Origin of the sequence: Paraburkholderia sp. 31.1 (genome assembly GCF_014397645.1) — a bacterium.
In the GTDB taxonomy this organism is placed as follows: domain Bacteria; phylum Pseudomonadota; class Gammaproteobacteria; order Burkholderiales; family Burkholderiaceae; genus Paraburkholderia; species Paraburkholderia tuberum.
The window spans coordinates 158,283-182,921 of record NZ_VZQN01000009.1 but is presented as its reverse complement, the minus strand read 5'-3'; the positions used below and the strand labels follow the sequence as shown (position 1 = coordinate 182,921).

The 24,639-nt window shown below is 64.3% G+C and carries 21 protein-coding genes, 1 tRNA gene and 1 pseudogene; 12 read left to right on the top strand and 11 right to left on the bottom strand.

Going from position 1 to position 24,639, the window contains the following annotated elements; all coding sequences use genetic code 11:
• The first annotated feature begins 117 nt into the window (after positions 1-117).
• From F6X37_RS09110 to F6X37_RS09100, 3 genes are read left to right on the top strand one after another with little or no spacing between them, the layout of a single operon-like run.
• A complete protein-coding gene (locus F6X37_RS09110; RefSeq protein WP_187611045.1) occupies positions 118-885 on the top strand; it encodes a hypothetical protein in 768 nt (255 codons plus the stop codon).
• Positions 878-1,360: a hypothetical protein gene (locus F6X37_RS09105; RefSeq protein WP_184065570.1), complete on the top strand. Its 483-nt coding sequence runs from the start codon at positions 878-880 to the stop codon at positions 1,358-1,360. Before F6X37_RS09110 ends, F6X37_RS09105 begins: the two co-directional genes overlap by 8 nt.
• Positions 1,357-1,557 carry a hypothetical protein gene (locus F6X37_RS09100; RefSeq protein WP_187611044.1) on the top strand — a complete coding sequence of 67 codons (201 nt, stop codon included), beginning with the start codon at positions 1,357-1,359 and terminating at the stop codon, positions 1,555-1,557. Before F6X37_RS09105 ends, F6X37_RS09100 begins: the two co-directional genes overlap by 4 nt.
• A gap of 55 nt (positions 1,558-1,612) precedes the next feature.
• Here F6X37_RS09100 and F6X37_RS37920 read toward each other — a convergent pair.
• The 3 genes and pseudogenes from F6X37_RS37920 to F6X37_RS09090 form a co-directional block, all read right to left on the bottom strand.
• A pseudogene (locus tag F6X37_RS37920) lies at positions 1,613-1,846 on the bottom strand (hypothetical protein); the annotation flags it as partial.
• Between the two features lie 47 nt (positions 1,847-1,893).
• Positions 1,894-1,968 (bottom strand) — tRNA-Arg (locus F6X37_RS09095).
• 235 nt (positions 1,969-2,203) lie between these two features.
• The gene (locus F6X37_RS09090; RefSeq protein WP_090803595.1) at positions 2,204-2,395 is read right to left on the bottom strand and encodes a rubredoxin; all 192 of its coding nucleotides are present in this window, start codon (positions 2,393-2,395) and stop codon (positions 2,204-2,206) included.
• 307 nt (positions 2,396-2,702) lie between these two features.
• Here F6X37_RS09090 and F6X37_RS09085 point away from each other — a divergent pair, with 307 nt between their 5' ends.
• The 5 genes from F6X37_RS09085 (at position 2,703) to F6X37_RS09065 (ending at position 10,745) form a co-directional block, all read left to right on the top strand.
• Entirely contained in the window at positions 2,703-3,104 is a 402-nt protein-coding gene (locus tag F6X37_RS09085; RefSeq protein WP_187611043.1) for a DUF4399 domain-containing protein, read from the top strand.
• A 156-nt stretch (positions 3,105-3,260) separates the two neighbouring features.
• Positions 3,261-5,195: an ATP-binding cassette domain-containing protein gene (locus tag F6X37_RS09080; RefSeq protein WP_187611062.1), complete on the top strand. Its 1,935-nt coding sequence runs from the start codon at positions 3,261-3,263 to the stop codon at positions 5,193-5,195.
• 434 nt (positions 5,196-5,629) lie between these two features.
• The gene (locus F6X37_RS09075; RefSeq protein ID WP_184059492.1) at positions 5,630-7,615 is read left to right on the top strand and encodes a DNA topoisomerase IV subunit B; all 1,986 of its coding nucleotides are present in this window, start codon (positions 5,630-5,632) and stop codon (positions 7,613-7,615) included.
• A gap of 60 nt (positions 7,616-7,675) precedes the next feature.
• Positions 7,676-9,997: a DNA topoisomerase IV subunit A gene (parC, locus tag F6X37_RS09070; RefSeq protein ID WP_187611042.1), complete on the top strand. Its 2,322-nt coding sequence runs from the start codon at positions 7,676-7,678 to the stop codon at positions 9,995-9,997.
• A gap of 289 nt (positions 9,998-10,286) precedes the next feature.
• Entirely contained in the window at positions 10,287-10,745 is a 459-nt protein-coding gene (locus F6X37_RS09065) for a CopD family protein (RefSeq protein WP_187611041.1), read from the top strand.
• A gap of 64 nt (positions 10,746-10,809) precedes the next feature.
• Here the strand turns inward: F6X37_RS09065 and F6X37_RS09060 are convergent, their stop codons facing one another.
• The 6 genes from F6X37_RS09060 to F6X37_RS09035 form a co-directional block, all read right to left on the bottom strand.
• On the bottom strand, positions 10,810-12,018 hold the full coding sequence (locus F6X37_RS09060; RefSeq protein WP_187611040.1) for a chromate transporter: 1,209 nt from the start codon (positions 12,016-12,018) through the stop codon (positions 10,810-10,812).
• A gap of 38 nt (positions 12,019-12,056) precedes the next feature.
• Positions 12,057-14,417 (bottom strand): EAL domain-containing protein, encoded by a 2,361-nt coding sequence (locus tag F6X37_RS09055; protein WP_187611039.1) that lies wholly within the window; start codon positions 14,415-14,417, stop codon positions 12,057-12,059.
• A gap of 472 nt (positions 14,418-14,889) precedes the next feature.
• Positions 14,890-15,789 carry a PhzF family phenazine biosynthesis protein gene (locus F6X37_RS09050; RefSeq protein ID WP_184021471.1) on the bottom strand — a complete coding sequence of 300 codons (900 nt, stop codon included), beginning with the start codon at positions 15,787-15,789 and terminating at the stop codon, positions 14,890-14,892.
• 195 nt (positions 15,790-15,984) lie between these two features.
• On the bottom strand, positions 15,985-16,449 hold the full coding sequence (locus F6X37_RS09045; RefSeq protein ID WP_090803605.1) for a RidA family protein: 465 nt from the start codon (positions 16,447-16,449) through the stop codon (positions 15,985-15,987).
• A gap of 103 nt (positions 16,450-16,552) precedes the next feature.
• Complete coding sequence (locus tag F6X37_RS09040; protein WP_187611038.1) at positions 16,553-17,749, bottom strand: PLP-dependent aminotransferase family protein; 1,197 nt, start codon at positions 17,747-17,749, stop codon at positions 16,553-16,555.
• Positions 17,750-17,864: 115 nt separating this feature from the next.
• Positions 17,865-18,557 carry a VOC family protein gene (locus F6X37_RS09035; protein ID WP_187611061.1) on the bottom strand — a complete coding sequence of 231 codons (693 nt, stop codon included), beginning with the start codon at positions 18,555-18,557 and terminating at the stop codon, positions 17,865-17,867.
• Positions 18,558-18,788: 231 nt separating this feature from the next.
• Between F6X37_RS09035 and F6X37_RS09030 the strand changes: the two genes are divergently transcribed.
• The 4 genes from F6X37_RS09030 (at position 18,789) to F6X37_RS09015 (ending at position 23,678) form a co-directional block, all read left to right on the top strand.
• On the top strand, positions 18,789-20,246 hold the full coding sequence (locus tag F6X37_RS09030) for a PLP-dependent aminotransferase family protein (protein ID WP_184059480.1): 1,458 nt from the start codon (positions 18,789-18,791) through the stop codon (positions 20,244-20,246).
• Between the two features lie 135 nt (positions 20,247-20,381).
• Positions 20,382-22,280: a molecular chaperone HtpG gene (gene htpG / locus F6X37_RS09025; RefSeq protein ID WP_187611037.1), complete on the top strand. Its 1,899-nt coding sequence runs from the start codon at positions 20,382-20,384 to the stop codon at positions 22,278-22,280.
• Between the two features lie 190 nt (positions 22,281-22,470).
• Positions 22,471-23,187, top strand: a complete 717-nt coding sequence (locus F6X37_RS09020; protein ID WP_187611036.1) for a chorismate--pyruvate lyase family protein — start codon at positions 22,471-22,473, stop codon at positions 23,185-23,187.
• The gene (locus F6X37_RS09015) at positions 23,187-23,678 is read left to right on the top strand and encodes a DNA-deoxyinosine glycosylase (protein ID WP_187611035.1); all 492 of its coding nucleotides are present in this window, start codon (positions 23,187-23,189) and stop codon (positions 23,676-23,678) included. Before F6X37_RS09020 ends, F6X37_RS09015 begins: the two co-directional genes overlap by 1 nt.
• 25 nt (positions 23,679-23,703) lie before the next feature.
• Here F6X37_RS09015 and F6X37_RS09010 read toward each other — a convergent pair whose 3' ends face one another.
• Positions 23,704-24,198, bottom strand: coding sequence for a GNAT family N-acetyltransferase (locus tag F6X37_RS09010; protein ID WP_260321103.1), 495 nt, complete (start codon positions 24,196-24,198; stop codon positions 23,704-23,706).
• On the bottom strand, positions 24,189-24,590 hold the full coding sequence (locus F6X37_RS09005; RefSeq protein WP_090803614.1) for a cupin domain-containing protein: 402 nt from the start codon (positions 24,588-24,590) through the stop codon (positions 24,189-24,191). Before F6X37_RS09005 ends, F6X37_RS09010 begins: the two co-directional genes overlap by 10 nt.
• Positions 24,591-24,639 lie beyond the last annotated feature (49 nt).

Below are 24,639 nucleotides of genomic sequence, written 5' to 3'. Positions count from 1 at the left end.
CGCGCGAATGAATGTCATCGATTGTGTCGGATCTATCGCTCCGTTCACGGCTTTGTGCTAGGTATAACCCCTTCAAATCGATCTGGAGGGGGCGCATGTTGATGGGGCTACAGACAGATGGCGATTGACTTCGAAGTCGGAACGCATCGGTGCTGCACGCTCTACACGCGACAGGAGTATCGCGGTAGTGCGTTGAGCAACGAGGCGCGTGCCGGCCGTCAGCTCATTACCTCGGCAGGATCGCGGGAACTCACGCGCGATGCGCGCCGGTTAGCGGGGCTCGTCGAATTCATCCGCAACACGCGCAGCGGCGCATATGCGAATGGCGCTGCCCCAGAGCAGATTGCCCGGGCGCTACAGACCGCCGTCGAGCGTGGCGATGTGATCGCAGTCGTGTCCATGCCGCGTACCTCGCGCGGAGGTGCTGCGCCTATCGAGCAGAATATCCGACCGTACTACGAGACCGTCACGCCGTCGCAGCTATTCAGGCGTGCGCTGCCTGTCGTGAGTGCCGGGCGTTCTTTCCAGCGTCCAGTGCTGCCGCGACTGCCCGCCGAAGATGGGCTCGCGATCTGGTTCGCCCGCCCGGGCGACGTGTTGCCCGATGGAACGATTGCCATGCCGGTATCAACGCCGTTGGGCGATGCGCAGGCGTTCGAATACAGCGAGGCTATGTCAGGCGTTGATGCGGTGGAGTTGGCGGGCGCGGAGGGCACGCCGCGTAATAATCAGGCGCAAAACAAGCAGTTCAAGGCCGTCGTAAAGGCGTTGCGACTCAATCAGGATCAGGCGAGGCAACTTCACGACGACATAAGTAAGCAGGGCTTCGGCTATCACGAGATGCTGGAACGTGGGCAGGACTTGTTTGGAGGCGGTGATGACTGATACCAAGACAGAAATAACAACGCGTCTTTCCGCACTCATCGGGCTCGATGTGAGCTGGGTCAGTCACGCGGGAGACATGCTCACCATGCAGTTTGGCCCGCAAAGGCGGTACACGCTTAGAGGCAGGGATCGTGAGGACGGGGCGTGGGCGCTTCACGTGCAATGCGCGTGGAAGCTAGAGCGCGAGGGCAAAACTATTGCGACCCGCGATGATCTGCGTGGCGTCGATGAAAAGGCGCACGACTCAGCCAAGCGCTTGCATGAAACGCTCGTAGGACAAGGGCCTATCGAGGTCGAGGCCGTATCGGCAGACGATGCGGGCGGCGTGGACGTGTCGTTATCCCGAGGATACAGCCTTGTTGTGATCCCTGACGGCGTTGAAGATGATGAGGACTGGCGCTTCTTCGCGCCGGGCGTTGATGCCGCACACCTCGTGATTGAAGGCGGCAAGATTGCACCCGAGTCGTTTTCGTGAATGCCGATCGAAAGCGTGCCCGCTTGACTGGCGAGCTTGGTTGCTTCGTGCAGAAGTACGCGCGCAAGGCGCACGCTGGCCACGATCCCGATGATCGACGCTACGACAAGAAGATTGAGACGGCGATGCGGCGCCTACGCGCCAAAGATCTCTCGGAATTGCTTTCAGGCGATGGCGAGCCAGTCTCGACGGACTGAACGAAGCGAGTTTTTCCTTTCCGTCAAACCGACACTTCATCCTCCAGTAGCGCGAGCTGTTCGGCATCACCTGAAGATAGAGCCCTTTGCCATCGGCAAGACGGTAGGGCTGTTCAGTCAGCTTGGCCTTGCTACCTTGGAGCTCGGTAGGCGGTGCAATCTGATTGCGCAGGGCGTGGCGGTATCGATTTTTGGGATATTCGGCGATATCCCCACCAATGCCCCAAAAAAATCTGGTTTGTCTTGGGCTATCGTGGGCAAGATGGCAGCAAAAAGCCCCACAGCGCAAGGCATACGGGGCTTTCTGGACATTCTCAGGAGATACTGCGGCCAATCTGGTCCCCCTGACAGGAATCGAACCTGTATCTAGCGCTTAGGAGGCACTTGTTCTATCCATTGAACTACAGGGAGAGGACCGGGCCGGACAGATCGGCGAGGACTCGGTGAGTCCAGACTGACCACCGAGCGCAGAGTATATCAAACCGGCGCGGGCAAGAGGAGAGCCAAGCCAGCAGCCGCCCGCGCCTCGCACAAATCCCGCAAAAACAAACGGCCCCGAAGACATCGCCTGCCGGGCCGCGAAAACCACCTGAGCATCTGACGAAGCGCACGCAACCGCGCCTATCGCCCCAAGCTCATCTCACTGTCAAAACTCCACCACCGCGAACTCCGCCTTGCCCACGTCGCACAGCGGGCAGCGCCAGTCTTCCGGAATGTCGGCGAAACGCGTGCCCGGTCCGATGCCTTCTTCGGGCAGCCCGTCTTCCTCGTTGTAGATCCAACCGCAAATCAGGCAGACCCAGCTCTTGAATTCCGTCACTTCGATTACTTCGCTCACGACACGCTCTCTCGTTCAATGCAATGGCCGGCTTGCTCTGCCCCTTTATGGGGCGGCGCGGCGACCCGCAATATTACCGGAATTTGTCAAATCAGCCGCAGACGACCGAAGCGGCGCCGCCCCAACGCCTCTGCGGCGAGCCCGGGTTCGCGCGACGGGCCTCGTCACACAAGCCGTGTACGCTTTGACCTGCAAGCTATTCGATTGGACAGATGTGGCGCTCGCTTCGCACGTATTGAGACGATCGGTCTCGGAGAGGCCGCTGGCGGCGCCGCATCGCCGGGTTTCGTTTCCAAAGGAGAAAGCGATGTTTATAAACCGATGGTTGGTCGGCGTCGCGGCGGCTGGGCTACTCGCCGGGTCAGGTGTGGCGCAGGCGGAGGGCGTGACCTTCGTGCAACCGGCGGACGGCGCGACCGTCACCAATCCGGTGCACGTCGTGTTTGGCCTTGACGGCATGAAGATCGCGCCCGCCGGCACGCTGACGGACGGCACCGGGCATCATCACCTGCTGATCGACGGCAAGCCGCTGCCGAAGGGCGAGGTCGTCCCCGCGACCGACAAGTCGCTGCACTTCGGCAAAGGCCAGACTGAAACCGATCTGACGCTGCCGCCGGGCGACCATACGCTGACGCTGCAATTCGGCGACGGCGCGCATCGCTCGTATGGGCCGGAGATGAGCAAGACGATCACGGTGCACGTCAAGTAAGCAACTGCTTGAAAGGCCGGCCCGGCCCGCGCCGATAGCGTTGCACACTGTGTCCCGCGCTTCATCGCACGGATGTTCCCGCCCGGCATACCTGCGGCCGGCCCTACGCCCGGTACAATGAGCAGTTCCGACTCATCGCTGTCTTCTCCCATTCCCATGTCGCTTTACACCATTACCGGAGCGCAGCTCGCGTTCGGTCACGTCGCGCTGCTCGACCACGCGGATTTCTCGCTCGAAGCGGGCGAGCACGTCGGGCTGATCGGGCGCAACGGCGCGGGCAAGTCGTCGCTGTTGAAAATCGTCGCCGATCTGGCCAAACCCGACGACGGCCTCGTCACGCGTCAGCAGCATCTGAGCACGGTCTACGTGCCGCAGGAGCCCGAGTTCAACGCCGACGACACCGTGTTCGACGCGGTCGCCGCCGGACTCACCGAGGCGCGCGCGCTGCTCGACGAATACGACGCGGTCGCGCATCAGCTCGCCGACACGCCCGAGGGCGCCGAACACGACGCGCTGCTCGCGCGCATGAACACGCTGCAATCGTCGTTGGACGCCGCGGACGCATGGAATTGGAGCACGCGCGTCGCGACCACGCTGCAGCAGATCGGCCTGAACGGCGAAGCCCGTGTCGGCTCGCTGTCGGGCGGCATGCAGAAGCGCGCCGCGCTCGCGCGCGCGCTCGTCGTGCAGCCCGACGTGCTGCTGCTCGACGAGCCGACCAACCATCTCGACTTCGACGGCATCCGCTGGCTCGAAGATCTGCTGGTGTCGCTGCGCGCTGGGCTGCTGTTCATCACACACGATCGCGCGTTTCTCGACCGCGTCGCGACGCGCATCGTCGAGCTCGATCGCGGGCGGCTGCTGTCGTATCCGGGCAATTTCTCCGCGTACCAGACGCGCAAGGCGCAGCAGCTCGAAGTCGAGCGCATCGAGAACGAGAAGTTCGACAAACTGCTCGCGCAGGAAGAAGTGTGGATTCGCAAGGGCGTCGAGGCACGCCGCACGCGCAGCGTCGGCCGCATCGCGCGCCTCGTGCAGATGCGCAACGAGCGCGCCGAGCGCCGCAACGTGCAGGGCAACGTGAAGCTCGACGTCGGTCAGGGCGAGAAGTCCGGCAAGATCGTCGCGGAGCTGACGGACGTGACGAAGCGCTATGGCGAGCGCGCGGTGGTGGACCGCTTCACGGCCACGGTGATGCGCGGCGACAAGATCGGCTTCGTCGGTCCGAACGGCGCGGGCAAGACCACGCTGCTGAAGCTGATCCTCGGTGATCTGGCGCCGGACGAGGGCAACGTGCGCGTCGGCACGAATCCGCAGGTCGCGTATTTCGATCAGATGCGCGCGGCGCTCGATCTGGAAAAGAGTCTCGCGGACACGATCAGCCCCGGCAGCGAGTGGGTCGAAATCAACGGCCAGAAGAAGCATGTGATGAGCTATCTCGGCGACTTCCTGTTCGCGCCGGAGCGCGCGCGTTCGCCGGTCAAGTCGCTGTCGGGCGGCGAGCGCAACCGGCTGTTGCTCGCGCGCCTGTTCGCGCGCCCGGCCAACGTGCTGGTGCTCGATGAACCGACCAACGACCTCGACATTCCGACGCTCGAACTGCTCGAAGAACTGCTGATCGACTACGACGGCACGGTGCTGCTCGTCAGCCACGACCGCGCCTTTCTCGATAACGTCGTGACGTCGGTGATCGCCTCGGAAGGCGGCGGCAAGTGGCGCGAATACGTCGGCGGCTTCACGGACTGGCAGACGCAGCGCGATCGCTCGGAGCAACTCGCGCTCGAAGCGCAGAAAGAATCGAGCAAGGAAGCGCCGAAAGAAGCGGCGCCGAAGGACAGCGCGTCGGGCCGCAATGCGCAGCGCAGCGCGAAGCTGTCGTTCAAGGAGCAGCGCGAACTGGAGGCGCTACCGAAAATGATTGCCGATCTCGAGGCCGAACAGAAGGCAATCGGCGCGCAGCTCGAAGACGGCTCGGTGTTCGCGAAAGATGCACGCGAAGGCGCGCGTCTGACCGAGCGCTATGCCGAGATCGACGAAGAGTTGATGCTCGCGCTCGAACGTTGGGACGAGCTGGAAAACCGCGTCAAGTAACGCGGCGTGCGCGGCCGGCACAAAAACAACAGAAAGCGCCGCCGCGCACGGCACCGAAATTCAGCCGGCGCGCGCCCGTGCATTTTCCGCCGATACCTATCGCGCCGCCGTCCTGCGAGCCGTCCATCCTCCATTGCATGTCCCCCAACGCCCGCCGCGCCTTATCCAGTCGGCCAATTCAGCGCGGGGTCAATTGCCGCGGTGATCGAAATCAGTACAATACCCCGCGAACAGGCTTCCCCGGCGGGCTGCGCGTCCATCTCCGGCATTCGAGCGCGCCAACGGAAGCCGCGCGACAAAACAGCTTGCCCGCCTCGCGGGCGCTCCACCTAACCCCGTTGTTTCGTTTCGCTTTTTTTGAAAACTCAACGCATTGTCCACGGCCCTGTCCACAGGACCTGTGGACAACGATGAACCGACGCACCGAGTCAATCATGTCTACGAAAAAGCCAAACGCCGCGTATAGCGAAGCGTCGATCAAGGTGTTGAAGGGTCTGGAGCCGGTCAAGCAACGACCCGGCATGTACACCCGCACCGAGAATCCGCTGCACATCATTCAGGAAGTCATCGACAACGCATCGGACGAAGCCCTCGGCGGCTACGGCCGGCAAATCACGGTCACGCTGCACGCGGACCATTCGGTCTCGGTCGACGACGACGGCCGCGGCATTCCGTTCGGCCTGCACCCCGACGAAGGCGTACCGGTCGTCGAAATCGTTTTCACGCGCTTGCACGCGGGCGGCAAGTTCGACAAGGCCGCCGGCGGCGCCTATACGTTCTCGGGCGGTCTGCACGGCGTCGGCGTGTCGGTCACCAACGCGCTGTCCACGCGGCTCGACGTCACCGTGTGGCGCGACGGCAAGGTCGCCGGACTGAGCTTCGCGCACGGCGACGTCGCGAAGCCGCTCGAAGTGCGTGCCGCCACCAAGGCCGACAAGAAATCCGGCACGCGCGTGACCGCGTGGGCCGATCCGAAGTACTTCGATTCGCCGAACCTGCCGCTCGGTGAATTGCAGCGTCTGTTGCGCTCAAAAGCGGTGCTGCTGCCGGGCGTCGAGGTCACGCTCGTCAACGAAAAAACCGGCGAGCGGCAAAGCTGGAAATACGAAGACGGCCTGCGCGGCTATCTGCTCGAAGGCATGAACGGCAGCGATCTGCTGATTCCGCTGTTCGAGGGCGAGCGCTACGCGGAAAGCTCGCGCTCGAGCGAAGAGACGTTCGCCGAAGGCGAGGGCGCGGCGTGGGTCGTTGCGTGGAGCGAGGAAGGGCCGCTCACGCGCGAGTCGTACGTGAACCTGATTCCTACGCCCGCGGGCGGCACGCATGAATCGGGCTTGCGCGACGGTCTTTATCAGGCGGTCAAGAGCTTCGTCGAGTTGCACAACCTGCAGCCTAAGGGCGTGAAACTGCTCGCCGAAGACGTGTTCGCGCGGGTGTCGTTCGTGCTGTCGGCGAAGGTGCTCGATCCGCAGTTTCAAGGGCAGATCAAGGAGCGCCTGAATAGCCGCGATGCGGTCAAGCTCGTGTCGTCGTTCGCTCGGCCGGCGCTCGAACTGTGGTTGAACCAGCACGTCGAGCATGGCAAGAAACTCGCGGACCTCGTGATCAAGCAGGCGCAGGCGCGCACGCGCGCGGGGCAGAAGGTCGAGAAACGCAAGAGCTCGGGCGTTGCCGTGCTGCCCGGCAAGCTGACCGATTGCGAATCGACGGAAATCGGCCGCAACGAGCTGTTCCTCGTCGAGGGCGACTCGGCGGGCGGCTCCGCGAAGATGGGCCGCGACAAGGAATACCAGGCGATCCTGCCGCTGCGCGGCAAGGTGCTGAACACATGGGAAACCGAACGTGATCGCCTGTTCGCGAACAACGAGGTGCACGACATTTCAGTGGCGATCGGCGTCGATCCGCATAATCCGGACGACAAGGTCGATCTGTCGAATCTGCGCTACGGCAAGATCTGCATTTTGTCGGATGCGGACGTCGACGGCTCGCATATCCAGGTGCTGCTGCTCACGCTCTTCTTCAAGCATTTCCCGCAACTGATCGAGCGCGGTCATGTGTGCGTCGCGCGTCCGCCATTGTTTCGCGTCGATGCGCCCGCGCGCGGCAAGAAGCCCGCGCAGAAGCTCTATGCGCTCGACGAAGGCGAGCTCGAGGCGATTCTCGACAAGCTGCGCAAGGACGGCGTGCGCGACAACCAGTGGTCGATCAGCCGCTTCAAGGGGCTCGGTGAAATGAGCGCCGAGCAGCTGTGGGACACGACGATGAATCCCGACACGCGCCGCCTGCAGCCGGTCGCGCTCGGCGAACTCGACTACGATGCGACCGTCGCGCGCATGACGATGCTGATGGGCAAGGGCGAAGCGGCGTCGCGCCGCAGCTGGCTCGAAGAGAAGGGCAACGAAGTGGAAGCGGACATCTGAGCGCATTGCGCCTCAATGCGGCATACGACACTTCAAGCCAAACACGGACACGGAATCTAGATGGACGACGATAACACTCTCGACCTTTTCAACGAGCCACCGTCGGACAGCGACGTGCTGACGCTCGGCAACTACGCGGAGCGCGCGTACCTCGAGTATGCGGTCAGCGTGGTCAAGGGCCGCGCGCTGCCCGATGTTTGCGATGGGCAGAAGCCGGTGCAGCGCCGCATCCTGTTCGCGATGAACGAGATGGGCCTCGGCGACAACGCGAAGCCGGTCAAATCGGCGCGCGTGGTCGGCGACGTGCTCGGTAAGTATCACCCGCACGGCGACCAGTCCGCGTACGACGCACTCGTGCGTCTCGCGCAAGACTTTTCGATGCGCTATCCGCTGATCGACGGCCAGGGCAACTTCGGCTCGCGCGACGGCGACGGCGCGGCGGCGATGCGTTACACCGAAGCGCGCCTGACGCCGATCGCAAAGCTGCTGCTCGCCGAAATCGATCAGGGCACGGTCGACTTCATGCCGAACTACGACGGCTCGTTCGAAGAGCCGAAGGTGCTGCCGGCGCGTCTGCCGTTCGTGCTGCTCAATGGCGCATCGGGCATCGCCGTCGGCCTCGCGACAGAGATTCCGTCGCACAACCTGCGCGAAGTCGCAGGAGCGGCGGTCGCGCTGATCCGCAATCCGAAGCTCTCGCATGCGGAGCTGATGCAGCATGTGCCCGGTCCGGACTTCCCCGGCGGCGGCCAGATCATTTCGAGCGAGGCGGAAATCGCCGCCGCGTACGAAACCGGCCGCGGCAGCCTGAAGGTGCGCGCGCGCTGGAAGATCGAGGACCTCGCGCGCGGCCAGTGGCAACTCGTGATCACCGAACTGCCGCCGAATACGGCCGCGCAGAAGGTGCTCGAGGAAATCGAAGAACAGACCAACCCGAAAATCAAGCTCGGCAAGAAGACGCTGACGCCCGAGCAGTTGCAGACGCGGCAGACGCTGCTCGGGCTCGTCGACGCGGTGCGCGACGAATCGGGCAAGGACGCGCCGGTGCGTCTCGTGTTCGAGCCGAAGTCGAGCCGCATCGATCAGACCGACTTCGTCAACACGCTGCTCGCGCATACGAGCCTCGAATCGAACGCACCGCTGAACATGGTGATGGTCGGCGGCGATGGCCGGCCGCGTCAGAAGGGCTTGAGCGAAATCCTGCACGAGTGGATCGCGTTCCGTTTCGCGACGGTGACGCGCCGCACGCGGCATCGTCTGTCGAAGGTCGACGACCGCATCCATATTCTCGAAGGCCGGATGATCGTCTTCCTGAATATCGACGAAGTTATCCGCATCATTCGCGAATCGGACGAGCCGAAGGTCGCGCTGATGGCCGCGTTCGGTCTCACGGATCGCCAGGCCGAGGACATCCTCGAAATCCGGCTGCGTCAGTTGGCGCGCCTCGAGAAGATCAAGATCGAGAAGGAACTGGCCGAGCTGCGCGACGAGAAGGCCAGGCTCGAAGAGCTGCTCGGCAGCGAACCGGCGATGAAGCGCCTGCTGATCAAGGAAATCGAAGCCGACGCGAAACAGTATGGCGACGAGCGCCGCACGCTGATTCAGCAGGAAAAGCGCGCGACGTTCGAAGCGCGCGTGGTCGACGAGCCGGTCACCGTCGTGGTGTCGCAAAAGGGCTGGGTGCGCGCGCTGAAGGGCCACGGGCTCGATACGGCCGGCTTCAGCTTCAAGGCCGGCGACGGCCTCTACGCGGCGTTCCAATGCCGCACGCCCGATACGCTGATCGCGTGGGGTAGCAACGGGCGCGTCTATTCGGTCGCGGTGGCTCAATTGCCGGGCGGACGCGGCGACGGCGTGCCGGTCACGTCGCTGATCGAGCTCGAATCGGGCAGTCATTTGATGCACTACTACGCGGCGTCGGCGGAACAGGCGCTGATGCTCGCGTCGAGCAACGGCTTCGGCTTCATCGCGAAGCTCGGCGATATGGTGAGCCGCGTGAAGGCCGGCAAGTCGTTCATGACGATCGACGCCGGCGCCGCGCCGCTCGCGCCGATGCCGATGCTGCCGGACGCGGCGCAGGTCGCGTGTCTGTCGTCGGGCGGACGTCTGCTCGTGTTCGGCCTCGACGAGATGAAGACGCTGTCGGGCGGCGGCCGTGGCGTCACGCTGATGGCGCTCGACGACAACGAAACGCTCGTGCAGGCGCTCGCGATCAACAAAGCAGGCGTGATGCTGATCGGCACGCGTCGTGGCGGCCGCGTCGACGAGGAGAAGCTGGCCGGCGCCGAGCTTGCGGCGCATGTCGGCAAGCGTGCGCGCAAGGGACGCGCGCCCGCCAGCAAGCTGAAGCTCGACGGCATGCGTCCGGTGCTGCCGGCCTAGTGGAGTCGATTTAACGAAGTTTGACGCTGCAAAACCGAGAGCGCCTGCTAGCATGCGGGGCGCTCGCGGTCTGTCGCAGCAGAGTCCGTCGCGCGAAGGGCGTGGAAGCAAACGGGGCGCGGCGGCGTCGCGGCCAGATGAACGGGCCGCGATCACAACGACAAAACACGACGCAATAGACGTCGATACCCGGAACTGCCTGCATCACGTATGGTCGAACGCGCTCAGTTGGTGCTGAGCGGGATCGCGTGTCCTAAATGGTGTGGCGTCGTCGGGAGAGGAAAACTACATGAACAAGGCTATCGAAGTCGCGCTTTTTCTGCATCTGCTCGGGGTGGCGGTGTGGGTCGGCGGTATGGTGTTCGCGCATTTCTGCCTGCGCCCTGCGCTCGGCGATCTGTCGCCGCAACTGCGCCTGCCGCTGTGGGAGTCGGTATTTGGCCGCTTCTTCAACTGGGTCGGGGTGTCGGTGCTCGTGATCCTGATCAGCGGCGGCTTCCTGCTGATGCAATTCGGCGGCGCTCATGCTAGCTGGCCGCTGCATGCGATGGCCGGTCTCGGCATCGTGATGATGCTGACCTTCGGGCATATCCGCTTCGCCGTATATCCGCGCATTCGCCGCGCGGTGCAGGCGCAGAAGTGGCCCGATGGCGCGCAGGCGGTCGGCACGGTCCGCCGTCTCGTGCTGATCAATCTCGTGCTGGGCGTCGTAACGATCGGCTTCGCTGTGCTGTCGCGCGGGTTCTGATCGCCGGAGCGCCGGACCGCCGGATCGCCAACGGCGCAGCAGGCTTCGTGCGGCCCGCGACGCATCACGTCGTGGCGCCGTACGCGAGCCACAAACCGCACGCCACCGCCACCGTTCCATACACGGCATACACCGGCACCTTCAGCTTCGCGAAGCACATCGCGGAGAACGTCGCGGTCAGCAGATAGATCGGCTCCAGCGGTACGTGCACGGCAATGCGCAGTACCGCGACCGCGAGAAACGCGGTCGTGACCGCGCGCAGAATCCTCATGCCGTGCTCGAAGCGCGGGTTCACCTTCAACTGATGCAGATGCCGCTGCGCGAGCACGACGAGGCAGCCTGACGGCACGAATAGCGCGAGTGTCGCGATCAGCGCGCCGAGCCAGCCATCGACGAGATAACCGAAGAACGGAACCACGTTCAGCAGGGGTCCCGGGGACAACGGCGACAGCGTAAACGCGAGCGTGAAGTCGTTATCGGACACGCCGACCGCCGGCGTGACGAACAGCGTCTTCAGCACCGGCAACGCCGAGAAGCCACCGCCGAACAGCGTCATGCCGGCGCCCGCGAGACGCGGCCACAGCAGCGCGAGGTCATAGCGATGCGGCAGCGGCAGCGCAAACAGCACGAGCAGTACGCCGAGCGCGGCCAGCAGCCGACAGTCGCCGCGCTGGAGCGACATGGCGAGTCGCGAGTCGCGCTCCGGACTCGCGAACCAGCCGGCGCCGAAGGCCGCGCCGAGCATCACCACATACGCCGCGGCGCTGTGCGCATAGAGCAGCGCGATGCTGCTGAGCAGCGCCGCCGTCCATTCGAGCTTGCCGCGCACGAGCGCGCGGGTTTGCTTGTACCAGGTGAGCGCGATCAGCGTCGCGAGCACGACGCTGAAGTGATGCAGCAGGGTTTGCGACGCGATCGTGTGCACGATGGGCGTGCGATAGAAGATCGCGAACAGCGTCATCAGCGTGAAGAAGGGCAGTACGCTCGCCAACCCGGCGACCCATGCGCCCGCGCGTCCGCGCAGCGCGTGCCCGAGCTGCACGGCGACGTTGCAGCCGACGGGTCCCGGCACCATCCACGCGAGCGCGATCAGGTCCGAGAACGCCACGCGCGAGAGCCGCCCCTCGCGTTCCACGTAATGATGCTCGAGCTGCGCCATCAACGCGAGACCGCCCCACGACAGCGCCGACAGGCCGCACACGACCCGGAACAGCGTCCATAGCGGTTCCCGTTGCCCGCGGCGGGCAGCCTCATCGCTCGTGATGGTCTGCATCGGCGCTGCACGGGCCCCGCCGTGCGGGCGCCCGTCCTTTAATTGTTGCTGGATAGGCTGCTTGCGCTGTGGGCTTCGTGCGCGACGCGGCGGCCGCCGACGCTGTTCATGCCGCAAACCCCGAAGCGCTCGAGCAGTGCCGGGATCGCCTCCACTGGCACCGGCCGCGAGAACAGGAAGCCCTGTGCCTCGATATGGCCGAGCGCGGCCAGCCACGCAATCTGCTCTTCGGTCTCCGTGCCTTCGACCACCACCGTGAGCCCGAGCGAGCGCGCGAGGTTGACGATCGCGGTGACCATTACGCAGACGCTGCGGTCGCCCGGAATCGCCTGGACGAACGAGCGGTCCACCTTCAGCGTATCGACGGCAAAGCGGTTGAGATAGGACAGCGAAGAGTAGCCGGTGCCGAAATCGTCGAGCGCGATGCGTACGCCGAGACGCTTCAGCGCGAAGATTTTTTCGGAGACCACTTCCGGAAATTCCATCATCGTCGTTTCGGTGATTTCGAGTTCGAGGCGACGCGCGGAGATGCCGCTTTCCTCGATCGCGCGCGAGACCGTTTCGAGCAGGTCGCCGCGCCAGAACTGCACCGCCGAAATGTTCACCGCGAGCGATAGCGTGTCGTAGCCCTGCTGCTGCCATTGCGCGAGCTGACGGCATGCGGTCTCGATCACGAAGTCGCCGATCGGCACGATCAGGCCGGTCGACTCGGCCACGGGGATGAACTCGTTGGCCGGGATCAGTCCGTGCTGCGGATGGTTCCAGCGCACGAGCGCTTCGAAGCCGGTGATGCAGCGGCGCTTCAGATCGATCTTCGGCTGATAGGCGAGGAACAGTTGCCCCTCGGCCAGCGCGACGCGCAACTGCTGCTCCCACTTCATCAGATGGTCGGCGCGATGCGACAGATGCGGCGAATAGAACTGGTAGCAGTTCTTGCCGGCGTCCTTCGCGCTGTACATCGCGAGGTCGGCTTTCTTCAGCAGGTCGATCTCGCTTTCGTTGGCGACCGAGTACAGCGCGATGCCGATGCTCGCATGCAGCACGAACGCGCTGCCGCGCACCTCGAACGGCTTCGAGAACGCTTCGCCGGCGGCTTCGGCGAGCGCGACCGCGCGCTTTTCGACATCGTCGCCCTTGATCACGACGACGAACTCGTCCCCGCCGATGCGGCTCAGCGCGCCGTCGTCGCCGACCGCGGTGGCGAGGCGCGAGGCTGTCATCTGCAGCACGATGTCGCCGGCGTTGTGGCCGAGCGTGTCGTTGACGGTCTTGAAGTTGTCGAGGTCGATAAAAAGAATCGCGAGGCGACCCAGGTTGAACGGCTGCGCGACGTCATGGCGCAGCGCCTGCAGCGTCGCGTAGCGATTGCGCAGGCCGGTCAACAGATCGTATTCGACGAGTTGCGTCATCTCGCGCTCGCGGCCTAGCAGTTTGCCTATCAGGCCGGTTGCGACCGCGAAGAAGCTGAGCATCGCGAGCGAGATGAAGCCCGCCATCAACAGATAGACGTTGCGCGTGTGGTTGTAATCGGCGAATTCTTCGCCCTGCGAAAGACCGACGAGCACGCCGAGCGGATAGCCGTCGATGTGCCGGTACGACACGATGCGCGTGACGTTGTCGATCGAATCGACGTAGGTGCCCGACACATGCTCCGAGGTCGGATACGTGCCGCTCGCGGTGAACGTGCTGCTCGTCCTGCTGGCGTTGCCGGTGCGGCGCGCGAGCACGGTGCCGCTGTCCGAGATCACCGCGATCACGCCTTCGCGGCCGATCGCCGCGTTGTTGTAGAAGTCCGACGTAAAGTAGCTCGGGTCTTCGGAGACCACGATGACGCCCGCGAACGAGCCGTCCGGATGATTGAGACGCCGCGTCATCTGCAGCGTCCAGTGACCCGACACGCGGCCGAGCACGGGCTTGCTGATGTACAGCTGGTCGTCGTTTTCGTGCTCGTGAACCTTGAAGTGCTCGCGGTCCGACAAGTCGATGTGAGCGGGGTTGAGTTCGGCCGTATTGGCGATCAGTCTGCCGTGCTCGTCGATTATCGACACCTGCACGAGCGTTTCGCTTTGCACGACGCCCTTTTCGACCGTGCTCGCGAGATCGAAATGATTGGGCGTCTTTTCGAACTCGTACTTGACGAAGCGCGTGATCTGATCGACCTGGTGAATCGCCTTGATGGTGTGCTGCTCGAGCGCCGCGGAAAGTATTGCGGAAGACGCCATCGCTTCGCGGTACGTCGCGTCCCTTTCTACCGACAGCCGCGCGAAGATCACGGTCCACAGCAGGATCAGTACGAGTACCCCGAGGGCGGGAATGACGAGCAATGCGCGCCGGCGCGTGACCAATGGATCGCGTCGCGGCCTGGCTTCGCGCGGCTCGGAGAAGCGGGACTGAGTCATCGCGCGGGCCTTGGCTGGGTGCGGGCCGCTTGCAAACGCATGGGCATCGACTGCGCGAAATAGATGGATGGCTGCATGGTGACCAAGGTGCCAAAGCTGCTGCGCAGGAGGAGAGGGCGTGGCGCCGCGCCGGACCGTCCGCAGGTCATCGGACACGTCTCGATATTACTGAATGCCACTGGATTAAGGAAGCTTCCGGGCATGGGGTATACGCTCGCGCGGCGGGCGCCCGGGTGCGGCTGTTCACGTGGCCTGCATCGCCGGTCTTATGACGCGACCGGTCCGTGATTTGTCGAAGACTTCATCGGCAACGGTGCCTGCCACTGGGCGGTTTCTGGCAGGGCTTTTGCAATCCGGCCACGATGAATTCGGAGAACCAGGTATGGCGACGCCATCGCGCTGCGGCTTTTTGTGCTGTGAAGCGGCGGCATGTGGCGTGTCGCCGTGGCGTGCGCGCGAAGCCGCAGCTCGCTTACGCGAGCCGGCACGTGCCGTCGACGATCGTCACCGAAGGCCCGCCGATCCAGATCTTGCCGCGCGCATCGTCGTAGTGGACCGACACGTGGCCCGCGCGCCCGAGCGCGGTGCCCTGACGCGCCGTGTAGCGCGCGGCGGGACGACGGTGCTGCAGGTTCAGCAGACCCGCGAGCGCGGCATTGGCGCTGCCCGTCACCGGGTCTTCGCCGACACCGAAGCCGCCGCCCGCCATCAGGCAACGGACCTCGAACGTCGCGGGGCCGTCGGCGTCGTGCGGTCCATACACGGCGACGCCGTGCGTGTCGACCGAATGCACGAGCTCGGCGAGCGCCGCCGCGTCGGGTTCGAGCGCGAGGCAGGCGCGTGCCGAATCGACCCGCACGACGAGCCACGGGGCACCGTTGTCGACCGCGCATGGCGGCGCGCTGAAGTCGATCGCCTGACTACGTAAAGCCGTAGACAGCGCTTCGTAACGATGCTCGGCGAGCGGTGTCACGCGCGCGGGCGGCGCGGCGAACGCCCATGCGCCGTGCATGTTGTCGCCGCCGTCGAGCGCTTCGAGTTCGACGAGACCCACGCCGCATTGCTGGATCAGCTTGCCGGCCTGCTTCGGCTGGTAGCCGCTTTCGCGCAAAGCATGCGCGGTGCCCAAGGTCGGATGACCCGCGAACGGCAACTCGCCCCCCGGCGTGAAGATGCGCACGCGATAGTCGGCGGCCGCGTCGGTCGGCTTTAGCAGAAACGTGGTTTCGGACAGATTGGTCCAGCGCGCAATGGCCTGCATTTGCGCGGTATCGAGCGCGTCGGCATCGAACACGACGGCAAGCGGATTGCCCTTGAACGGTGTCGACGTAAACACGTCGACCTGTTTGAAACGAACGGTGTGAGCGGACATCGACAGGCTCCGGCGCAATGGACGTTGAGGGAGTTCGCGGATTCTATCCGCCTGCGCGGCGGCGATCCACCGTCGCCATAAAACAAAAACGCGCCGCCGGTGCGTGACACCGGTCGGCGCGTTTCAATCGCAATGCGGCGTGAATCAGGTGCCGATCTCGCGCGACACCGCACGCATTGTCACATCGCGTCGATGCTATTGGACCTCGGCGATCAGCTCGATCTCCACGCACGCGCCGAGCGGAATCTGCGCGACGCCGAACGCCGAGCGCGCGTGCTTGCCGCGTTCGCCGAACACGTCGGCGATCAGCTCGGACGCACCGTTGGTGACCAGATGCTGCTCGGTGAACTCGAGTGTCGAGTTGACGAGGCTCATCAGCTTGACGACGCGCGTGACGCGGTTCAGGTCGCCGACGTGCGCATGCAAGGTGGCGAGCAGATCGATCGCGATCGAGCGCGCGGCGGCCTTGCCTTCCTCGGTGGAGAGCGTCGCGCCGAGCTTGCCGACCCACACCTTGCCGTCCTTCTTGGCGATGTGGCCCGACAGGTACACCGTGTTGCCGCTTTGCGCGCTCATCACATAGGCCGCTGCCGGCGCACCCGCCGCCGGCAATTCGATGCCGAGTTCCTTGAGCTTGTCGTACACATTCGATTGAGCCATATCGTTTCCTCGTTTCGGTGAGATTGCATGAATGCAGGCGGGGCGAAGTCCGCGCGCAACGCGCGTGCAAGCTTCACCCCGATGGCAGTGCGGCTAACGCCGTTCAGATTTTCGCGCGCACGAGTGCGGCGAGACGCGCCACGCCTTCGTCGATTTTAGCCGGTGGCACCGTGACGAACGACAGACGCAGCGTGTTGTGCTGGACTTCGCTCGCGAAAAACGGAGCGCCCGGCACGAATGCGACGTTCTGCGCGACCGCTTCCTCGAGCAGCTTCATGGTGTCGATGCCCGCCGGCAGATTGACCCAGATGAACATGCCGCCTTCCGGACGGTTCCAGCTGACGCCTTCGGGCATATAGCGCTCGAGCGCGGTGAGCATCGCGTCGCACTGGTTGCGATACAGCTCGCGGATCGTCGGCACGTGCGTGTCGAGAAAGCCGTCCTTGACCACTTCGTGCACGATGCGCTGCGTGAAGCTCGGCGTGTGCAGGTCGGTGGCCTGCTTGGCCTGCACGAGTTTGAAGATCAGTTCCTCGGGCGCGATGATGAAACCGACGCGCAGACCCGGCGCGAGCACCTTCGAGAACGAACCGAGATAGACGATGTGATCGGGCGCCATCGACAACATCGTCGGCAGCGGTTCGCCCGCGTAGTCGAGCGCGCCGTAGGGATCGTCCTCGATCACCGGGAACGGCGCGGTCTTCGCGAACTCGGCGAGCGCGCGGCGGCGTTCGACCGGCAGACGGCGGCCCGTCGGATTCTGGAAATTCGGCTGCGCGTACAGCAGACGCGCGCCATTGGTCAGTTCCGGCTTCAGGCCCTCGGGGATCAGGCCCTGCTCGTCGGTTGGCACCTGCACGTAGTGCGGCTCGTACATCGAGAACGATTGCAGCGCGCCGAGGTAGGTCGGCGTTTCGACCAGCACCGGGCTATCGACGCAGATCAGCACCTTGCCGAGCAGGTCGAGCGCCTGTTGCGAGCCGGTCGTGATCAGCACCTGCGACGCACGGATCTGCGCGCCGTTGATCGAGTAGCGCTGCGCGACCCATTCGCGCAGCGGCAGATAACCTTCGGTCGCGCTGTACTGCAGCGCCGCGGCGGGCGTGTCGCGCAGGATGCGGTCGGACGCCTCGCGCATGCGCTCGGCCGGGAAGGTGGCCGGTGAGGGCAGGCCGCCGGCGAAGGAGATGACTTCGGGCCGTTCCGTGACCTTCAGGATCTCGCGGATCGCGGAGCTCGTGAGCTTGCGCGCGCGTTCGGACAATTGCCACGTCGGGGCTTTCAGGTCGCTTTGGTCCATGATCTCCTCTGGTATTTCTGGAACCGGTCAAAATTTCAATTATCGCGCGACTGGCCAACCATTGCCGCTGGGGTGCCACCGGGGTTGCCACGGGGGTTGCCCAATCACGCGCTGTTTATCCGAGGGTTCGAGAACCCTCGGGTGTTTCGAATTCGGCGACGAGCGCCGCCGCGCCGTCGGTCGGCTGTACGTCGAGCAGGTGCGCGGCGCCGAGCCAGCGCAGTTGCTCGCCAATCAGCTCTGGCCGCGGATGCACGGCTTTCAACGCTTTCAGCGCGAGGTTCGTCGGCGCCAGCGACTGCGACGGATGCCGCGTCGAGTCCCACTGGATCAGCGAGGGCAGCACGCCGTCGCCGGCGCCTTGCCACGCGGGGAACGACCCGTCGTCGGGCACCGTCAGGCCCCATGTGAAATCGCCGCGCGTCATCGGCACGACCGGCGCGATGCGCTGCGGATACTGCGCTTGCCACGTCGCCAGATGCTTCGGCCGCTCGACGCGCGCGACCCAATGCGACAGATACGGCCCGTTTTCCAATCGCGCCTGCGTCACCGGGTCGTCGAGCGCGAACAGGCGCGGGCGCGGCGCGGTGCCATCGGTTGCGTCGGCCGCGGCGTGCGGATCGATGGCGATCACTTCAAGGTAGACCCCGCCCCACAGGCCGAGCAGGCGATTGTGGGTCCGCATCAGCGGATGCGCGCCGCCGCCGGCCGGCGTGACGCCGAGCGTATCGGCGACGTACTGGACGCCTTCGTCCAAGGTGCGCGCGGAGACGACGAGGTGATCGAGACTGAGCGATTGGGCTGTCAGGGTGGTCATGGCGGATCGATGGAAAACGCTGTTCTGTGCAAGGGCCAGTTGCGCGCCACGCTTGAAGGCTGCGCTGCTGGGGCCGTAAGCATAACCGTTTGCCGGATCGGGGGCCCATACGTATGGATTTACATGGTGTCACCAGCCTCGCTGGATTCAAATGTAACGGCCGTGACCTGCACAGTAACGGTACAATCGGCGCGATACTGTTCGGTACAGTTGGAGTCCGTCATGTCCGTCCCGCTTACCCAGATTCCCGCCCCGCACGACACCGCGTCGTTGACGCTAGTCGAACAGCTCGTCCAATGGGCGCGGCGCCGCATCGAGGAGCGCGTGTTCCGCCCCGGCATGCGCATGCCGTCGATCCGCAAGCTCGCGCTCGACAAGGGCGTGTCGCGCTTCACGGTGGTCGAAGCGTACGAGCGGCTCGTCGCGCAGGGTTTTCTGGAGTCGCGGCGCGGCTCCGGCTTCTATGTGCGCGAGCGCCAGGGCGGCGCGGCGACGGTCTCCGAGCTGCACCCGCGCGCCGAGACGCTGCCCGCGCCGGCCAATATCGACGTCGTCTGGCTGCTGCGCAACATGCTGCACACCGGCGCGCGGCCCGAGCGCAGCCCGGGCCTCGGCTATCTGCCGGCCCGCTGGCTCGACGGCGACCTGATCACCAACGCGCTGCGCACGCTCGGCCGGCAAAGCGGCATGCAGATGCTCGGCATCGGCACCGCGCAAGGTTTCCTGCCGCTGCGTCAGCAGTTGCAGACGCGGCTCGAGGAGTTGGAGATCGGCGCGTCGCCCGAGCAGATCGTGATGGTGTCGGGCGTCACCCAGGCGATCGACCTCATTTCGCGCATCTACGTGAAGCCGGGTGATGCGGTGATCGTCGGCGATCCGGCGTGGTTCCAGATGTTCGGCTGCTTCGCGTCGCAGGGCGCGCGGCTCGTCGGCATGCCGTACACGCCGGACGGCCCCGATCTCGACGCGCTCGAAGCGCTGGTCCAGGAATGGCGCCCCAAAATGCTGGTGATCAACTCGGTGTTGCAGAACCCGACCGGCACCTCGCTGAGCGCCGCGCAGGCGTTCCGCATCCTGCGGCTTGCCGAGGCGTACGACTTCATCGTCGTGGAGGACGACATCTACGGCGACCTGTGCCCGCCCAGCTACGCGGGTACACGGCTCGCGAGCCTCGATCAGCTAAAGCGCGTGATCTACCTCGGCAGTTTCTCGAAGACGCTTGCGCCGAATCTGCGCGTCGGTTTCATCGCATGCGCGGCAGAGGTCGCGATGGTGGTCGCCAATCAGAAGATGCTGGTCGGCATGACGAGCCCGGAGTTGAACGAGCGCGTGATCTACAAAATCCTGACCGAGGGCCACTACCGGCGGCACGTCGAGCGCATTCGCGCACGGCTCGACGGCGTGCGCGAGAAGGCCGTGCGGATGATCGAGAAGACCGGCATGAAGCTGTTTCTGACGCCGACGGCCGGGATGTTCCTGTGGGCCGACACCGGCGTCGACGCAGGCGCGCTCGCCGCGGCCGGGCACGAAGCCGGCTATCTGCTGACGCCGGGCGGGCTGTTTTCGCCGCAGCAGTCGCCGAGCACGTGGATGCGCTTCAACATCGCCAATTGCGGCGATCCTGAATTACCGGCGTTCCTAAGCCGTTATCTCGACGGCGTCGCGCGCCGGGCCTCTTGAAACCGCGCCGGAGCGTCCCCATTTGCGCGGACGATCCGGCGGTCCGGCGCTCCGGCACGGCGAGCCCGAACCGCGGTTGGAATCCGCTTCGGCCGCCGCTCATCCCCCAATTCGCAACAGAGAGGAAGTCCGACCATGGCACAAGAAACCATGAGCTTTCAGGCAGAAGTGAAGCAACTTCTGCAACTGATGATCCATTCGCTGTACAGCAACAAGGAAATCTTTCTGCGCGAGCTGATTTCGAACGCGTCCGACGCGGCCGACAAGCTGCGCTTCGAGGCGATCGAAAACAGCGCGCTGTACGAGAACGATCCGAACCTGCGGATTCGGGTGTCGTTCGACAAGGCCGCGCGCACCATCACGATCGACGACAACGGCATCGGCATGAGCCGCGACGAGACGATCGCGCACCTCGGCACGATCGCGCGTTCGGGCACTAGGGAATTCTTCGGCAAGCTGTCGGGCGACCAGCAGAAGGACGCGGCGCTGATCGGCCAGTTTGGCGTGGGCTTCTACTCGGGCTTCATCGTCGCGGACAAGATCACCGTCGAGACGCGCCGCGCCGGTTTGCCGGCCTCGGAAGGCGTGCGCTGGGAAAGCGCGGGCGAAGGCGATTTCGCGGTCGAGACGATCGAGCGCGCCGCGCGCGGCACGACCATCACGCTGCATCTGCGTGCCGATGAGGACGAACTGCTGTCGTCGTATCGGCTGAAGTCGATCATCCAGAAGTACTCGGACCACGTCGCGCTGCCGATCCTGATGAAGAAGGAAGAGTGGGACGCGGAAAAGAGCGAGATGGTCACGAAGGACGAGGACGAGACCGTCAACCAGGCGAGCGCGCTGTGGACCCGTTCGAAGAACGACATCACCGACGAGCAATACAAGCAGTTCTACCAGCACATCTCGCACGATCATCAAGATCCGCTGACGTGGACGCATAACCGCGTCGAAGGCCGCAGCGAGTACACGCAACTGCTGTACGTGCCGGCGCACGCGCCGTTCGATCTGTGGAACCGCGAGCAGCGCGGCGGACTGAAGCTGTACGTGAAGCGCGTGTTCATCATGGACGACGCCGAGCAACTGCTGCCCACGTACCTGCGCTTCGTGAAGGGTGTGGTCGATTCGGCCGATCTGCCGCTCAACGTGTCGCGCGAAATCCTGCAGGAAAGCCGCGACGTGAAGGCGATCCGCGAAGGCGTGACCAAGCGCGCGCTGTCGATGCTGGAAGAACTGGCCAACGCGGACAACGACGCCGATAAGGAAAAATACGCGGGCTTCTGGAAGGAATTCGGCCAGGTGCTGAAGGAAGGCATCGGCGAGGACTTCGCCAATCGCGAGCGCGTCGCGAAGCTCGTGCGCTTTGCGACGACGCATACGGGCACGGCCGAGCAGACCGTGTCGCTGGCCGACTACGTCGCTCGCATGAAGCCCGAGCAGACGAAGATCTACTACGTGACCGCCGACACGTGGCAGGCCGCGTCGAACAGCCCGCATCTCGAAGTGTTCCGCAAGAAGGGCGTCGAAGTGCTGTTGCTGACCGATCGCGTCGATGAATGGATGCTGTCGTTCCTCAACGAATTCGACGGCAAGCCGCTGCAAAGCGTCGCGCGCGGCGACCTCGATCTCGGCGCGCTGAACGACGAGGAAAAAGAGGCGCAGGAGAAGATCGGCGAAGCGTTCAAGCCGCTCGTCGAGAAGATGAAGGAAGCGTTGAAGGACAAGGCGAAGGACGTGCGTCTGACGTTCCGCCTGACCGACTCGCCGTCGTGCCTCGTTGCCGACGACGGCGAAATGAGCGGCTACCTGCAGCGCATGCTGAAGGCCGCGGGCCAGCAGGCGCCTGAGTTCCATCCAATTCTCGAAGTGAATCCGGAGCATGCCCTCGTGAAGGGTTTGCATGCCGATAGCGCGAATTTCGATGACTGGTGCCATCTGCTGTTCGATCAGGCACTGCTCGCCGAAGGCGGCGCGCTGGAAGATCCGGCGAGCTTCGTGAAGCGGACCAATGCGTTGCTGCTGTCGCGCGCGGGTTGAGCGTGAGCCGAAAGCGTTGATGTCGTTGCTGGATTGACGCCCGGTAGTTGAGAAATGCGCTGCTTCGGCAGCGCATTTTTTTTTTGCCTTCTGGTTTGCGTCGGCTCCCCTGGCTGAAGCCGCGCGCACGATCGCCGCGGTCGTTGCCGCGAAAAATTACCGTCGGAGCACGCCGCTATAATCCGACACCATGCCTATCCGTTTCGATCCTGCCGACGCCCACTGGCGCGTCGCGCCTTTGGCCACTTTCAGCGCCGCCCAGAAAGACTGGCTGACCCGCGGCGGTTCACTGACCGCGCACCTGCGCGCGCTCGGCGCGGTCGCGGTGCGCGTGACTCGCGAAGCCGTCGCGCTGCCGTGGCCCGACGAAGCCGCCGCGCTCGGACTCGCGCCGCGCGCACCGGTGTGGGTGCGCGAAGTGGTGCTGTCGGTCGATGGCGTGCCGTTCGTCGCCGCGCATAGCGTGACGCCGCGTGCCGCGAGCGTCGGCGTCTGGCAGGCGACGCGCCGGCTGCGCACCCGGCCGCTCGCGGAGTTGCTGTATAGCGATAGCAGCGTCGCGCGTTCGTCGCTGGTGAGCCGCAGGGTGGGGCAGCGGCATCCGTTGTATCGGTTGGCCGCGCTTGAAATCGACGGCGGCGCTCGGCATGCGCCGCATGCGCTGGTGGCGCGTCGCTCGGTGTTCGAGCGGCATGGCGCGCCTTTGATGGTGACCGAATGCATGTTGCCGGCACTGTGGGAGCATTTGCGTGCGTTGGACGCGGCCGCTCGCGCGCACGCTGCCGCGTCGGGCACCGGCGCGGCGCATATCGCGCACGCGCGGGTGCGCGAGCACGGTCGTCCGCTCGATCACACCGCGTCGCGTGCGCACAGCGTGCCGCGTAGCGCCGACGAGCGGAGCCGCTGATGTCGTTCAAGCGTTGCTTTGCGCCTGTCGTCGACGCTGATACGCGGGTCTTGATCCTCGGTAGCTTGCCGGGCGAGGTGTCGTTGGCTCACGGCCAATACTACGCACACCCGCAGAACAAATTCTGGTTACTGGTCGGTGAAGCGATAGAACGGGATCTGGTTGATATGGACTATTCGACGCGTCTCGAGACGTTGCTCGAACACCATATCGGACTATGGGATGTCGTTGCCGAGGCTCGTCGAGCAGGAAGCCTGGATAGCCGGATTCGCGACCATGCCAGCAACGATCTGATTGCTCTGATCGATACGCTGCCGAAACTGGCTACCATCGCCTTCAACGGGGGGACGGCGGCCAAAATCGGGCTGAAAGCGTTGGGCGAGCGGGGAGTGCAATATCGGCTTGTCCGTTTGCCATCGAGCAGTCCCGCCCATGCCTCGGTTTCATACGCTCAAAAGCTGGACATATGGCGACGGCTAACCTGGGTCTGATCGACCGACAGGATGCCATTCGCGGTCATAGATCGAGCGCAAGAAACCGTGTGCCTTCGACTGGATTCTCGTAGTAGGGCGCGGTTTCGACGAACCCTAACCGCTCGTAGATGCGCTGTGCAAAACGGGTTTGCGGGACCGTGTCGAGAACCAGCGTCGAGAATCCCAATGTCTTCGCTTTCCCGATCACCGATGTGACCAGCGTTTCGCCAAGCGACAACCCTCTGAATGCTTCACGAACATAGAGCCGTTTGATTTCCGCAGTCTCTGCCGTATGGCGCAGCAGCCCCGCGCAACCGGCGAGCTCGCCGCCGGCGTCGGCGACGAAGAACATGCCGGATGGCAGCGTATAAACGTGTTCGAACGCGTCCATTTCTGCATCGAATCCGCGGTACGACAGATCCATATCCAGCCAGCGGACATACTCGCGGATCACGGCGACGAGGTTGTGCGTGTCGGCGGGGAAAACGGCTTCGCGAACGATCGGCCGCGGCGTTTGCATGGCGGCTCTCAGATCCATACGTCGTTTTCGGCCGTTCTTTCGGTGGTCGTATCGCCGGTATTGACGACGCCGCGCGGTTCGATGAGCAGCAGCTTCACCTCGGACTCGGCATACGGCTTGTGCTCGACTCCCTTTGGTACCACCGCCATTTCTCCGGGAAACAGTTCGATCGAGCGGTCGCGGAAGTCGATGCGCAACCGGCCTGCGAGGACGATGAACGTCTCGTCGGTATCGGCATGCCGATGCCAGACGAAATCGCCGGCTATCTTTACGACCTTGAACTGATAGTCATTCATTTCAGCCACGACGCGCGGCTGCCAGTGGTCGTCGATCTGACTGATCTTGTCGAGCAGGTTGATGGTCTTGTATTGGCCGCGTTGCTCGGGTGTCGGCTGGGAATCGCTGTGCATGGTGGCTCCATTCGGATGATACCTGGAACAGAGCATAGTCCCGCCGCCG

What these genes read in the sequence shown, in the direction of transcription:
- F6X37_RS09110 (WP_187611045.1), top strand. Translation starts at nt 118, where the DNA reads ATGGCGATTGACTTCGAAGTCGGAACGCATCGGTGCTGCACGCTCTAC.
- F6X37_RS09105 (WP_184065570.1), top strand. Translation starts at nt 878, where the DNA reads ATGACTGATACCAAGACAGAAATAACAACGCGTCTTTCCGCACTCATC.
- F6X37_RS09085 (WP_187611043.1), top strand. Translation starts at nt 2,703, where the DNA reads ATGTTTATAAACCGATGGTTGGTCGGCGTCGCGGCGGCTGGGCTACTC.
- F6X37_RS09080 (WP_187611062.1), top strand. Translation starts at nt 3,261, where the DNA reads ATGTCGCTTTACACCATTACCGGAGCGCAGCTCGCGTTCGGTCACGTC.
- F6X37_RS09075 (WP_184059492.1), top strand. Translation starts at nt 5,630, where the DNA reads ATGTCTACGAAAAAGCCAAACGCCGCGTATAGCGAAGCGTCGATCAAG.
- parC (WP_187611042.1), top strand. Translation starts at nt 7,676, where the DNA reads ATGGACGACGATAACACTCTCGACCTTTTCAACGAGCCACCGTCGGAC.
- F6X37_RS09065 (WP_187611041.1), top strand. Translation starts at nt 10,287, where the DNA reads ATGAACAAGGCTATCGAAGTCGCGCTTTTTCTGCATCTGCTCGGGGTG.
- F6X37_RS09060 (WP_187611040.1), bottom strand. Translation starts at nt 12,018, where the DNA reads ATGCAGACCATCACGAGCGATGAGGCTGCCCGCCGCGGGCAACGGGAA.
- F6X37_RS09055 (WP_187611039.1), bottom strand. Translation starts at nt 14,417, where the DNA reads ATGACTCAGTCCCGCTTCTCCGAGCCGCGCGAAGCCAGGCCGCGACGC.
- F6X37_RS09050 (WP_184021471.1), bottom strand. Translation starts at nt 15,789, where the DNA reads ATGTCCGCTCACACCGTTCGTTTCAAACAGGTCGACGTGTTTACGTCG.
- F6X37_RS09045 (WP_090803605.1), bottom strand. Translation starts at nt 16,449, where the DNA reads ATGGCTCAATCGAATGTGTACGACAAGCTCAAGGAACTCGGCATCGAA.
- F6X37_RS09040 (WP_187611038.1), bottom strand. Translation starts at nt 17,749, where the DNA reads ATGGACCAAAGCGACCTGAAAGCCCCGACGTGGCAATTGTCCGAACGC.
- F6X37_RS09030 (WP_184059480.1), top strand. Translation starts at nt 18,789, where the DNA reads ATGTCCGTCCCGCTTACCCAGATTCCCGCCCCGCACGACACCGCGTCG.
- htpG (WP_187611037.1), top strand. Translation starts at nt 20,382, where the DNA reads ATGGCACAAGAAACCATGAGCTTTCAGGCAGAAGTGAAGCAACTTCTG.
- F6X37_RS09020 (WP_187611036.1), top strand. Translation starts at nt 22,471, where the DNA reads ATGCCTATCCGTTTCGATCCTGCCGACGCCCACTGGCGCGTCGCGCCT.
- F6X37_RS09015 (WP_187611035.1), top strand. Translation starts at nt 23,187, where the DNA reads ATGTCGTTCAAGCGTTGCTTTGCGCCTGTCGTCGACGCTGATACGCGG.
- F6X37_RS09010 (WP_260321103.1), bottom strand. Translation starts at nt 24,198, where the DNA reads ATGGATCTGAGAGCCGCCATGCAAACGCCGCGGCCGATCGTTCGCGAA.
- F6X37_RS09005 (WP_090803614.1), bottom strand. Translation starts at nt 24,590, where the DNA reads ATGCACAGCGATTCCCAGCCGACACCCGAGCAACGCGGCCAATACAAG.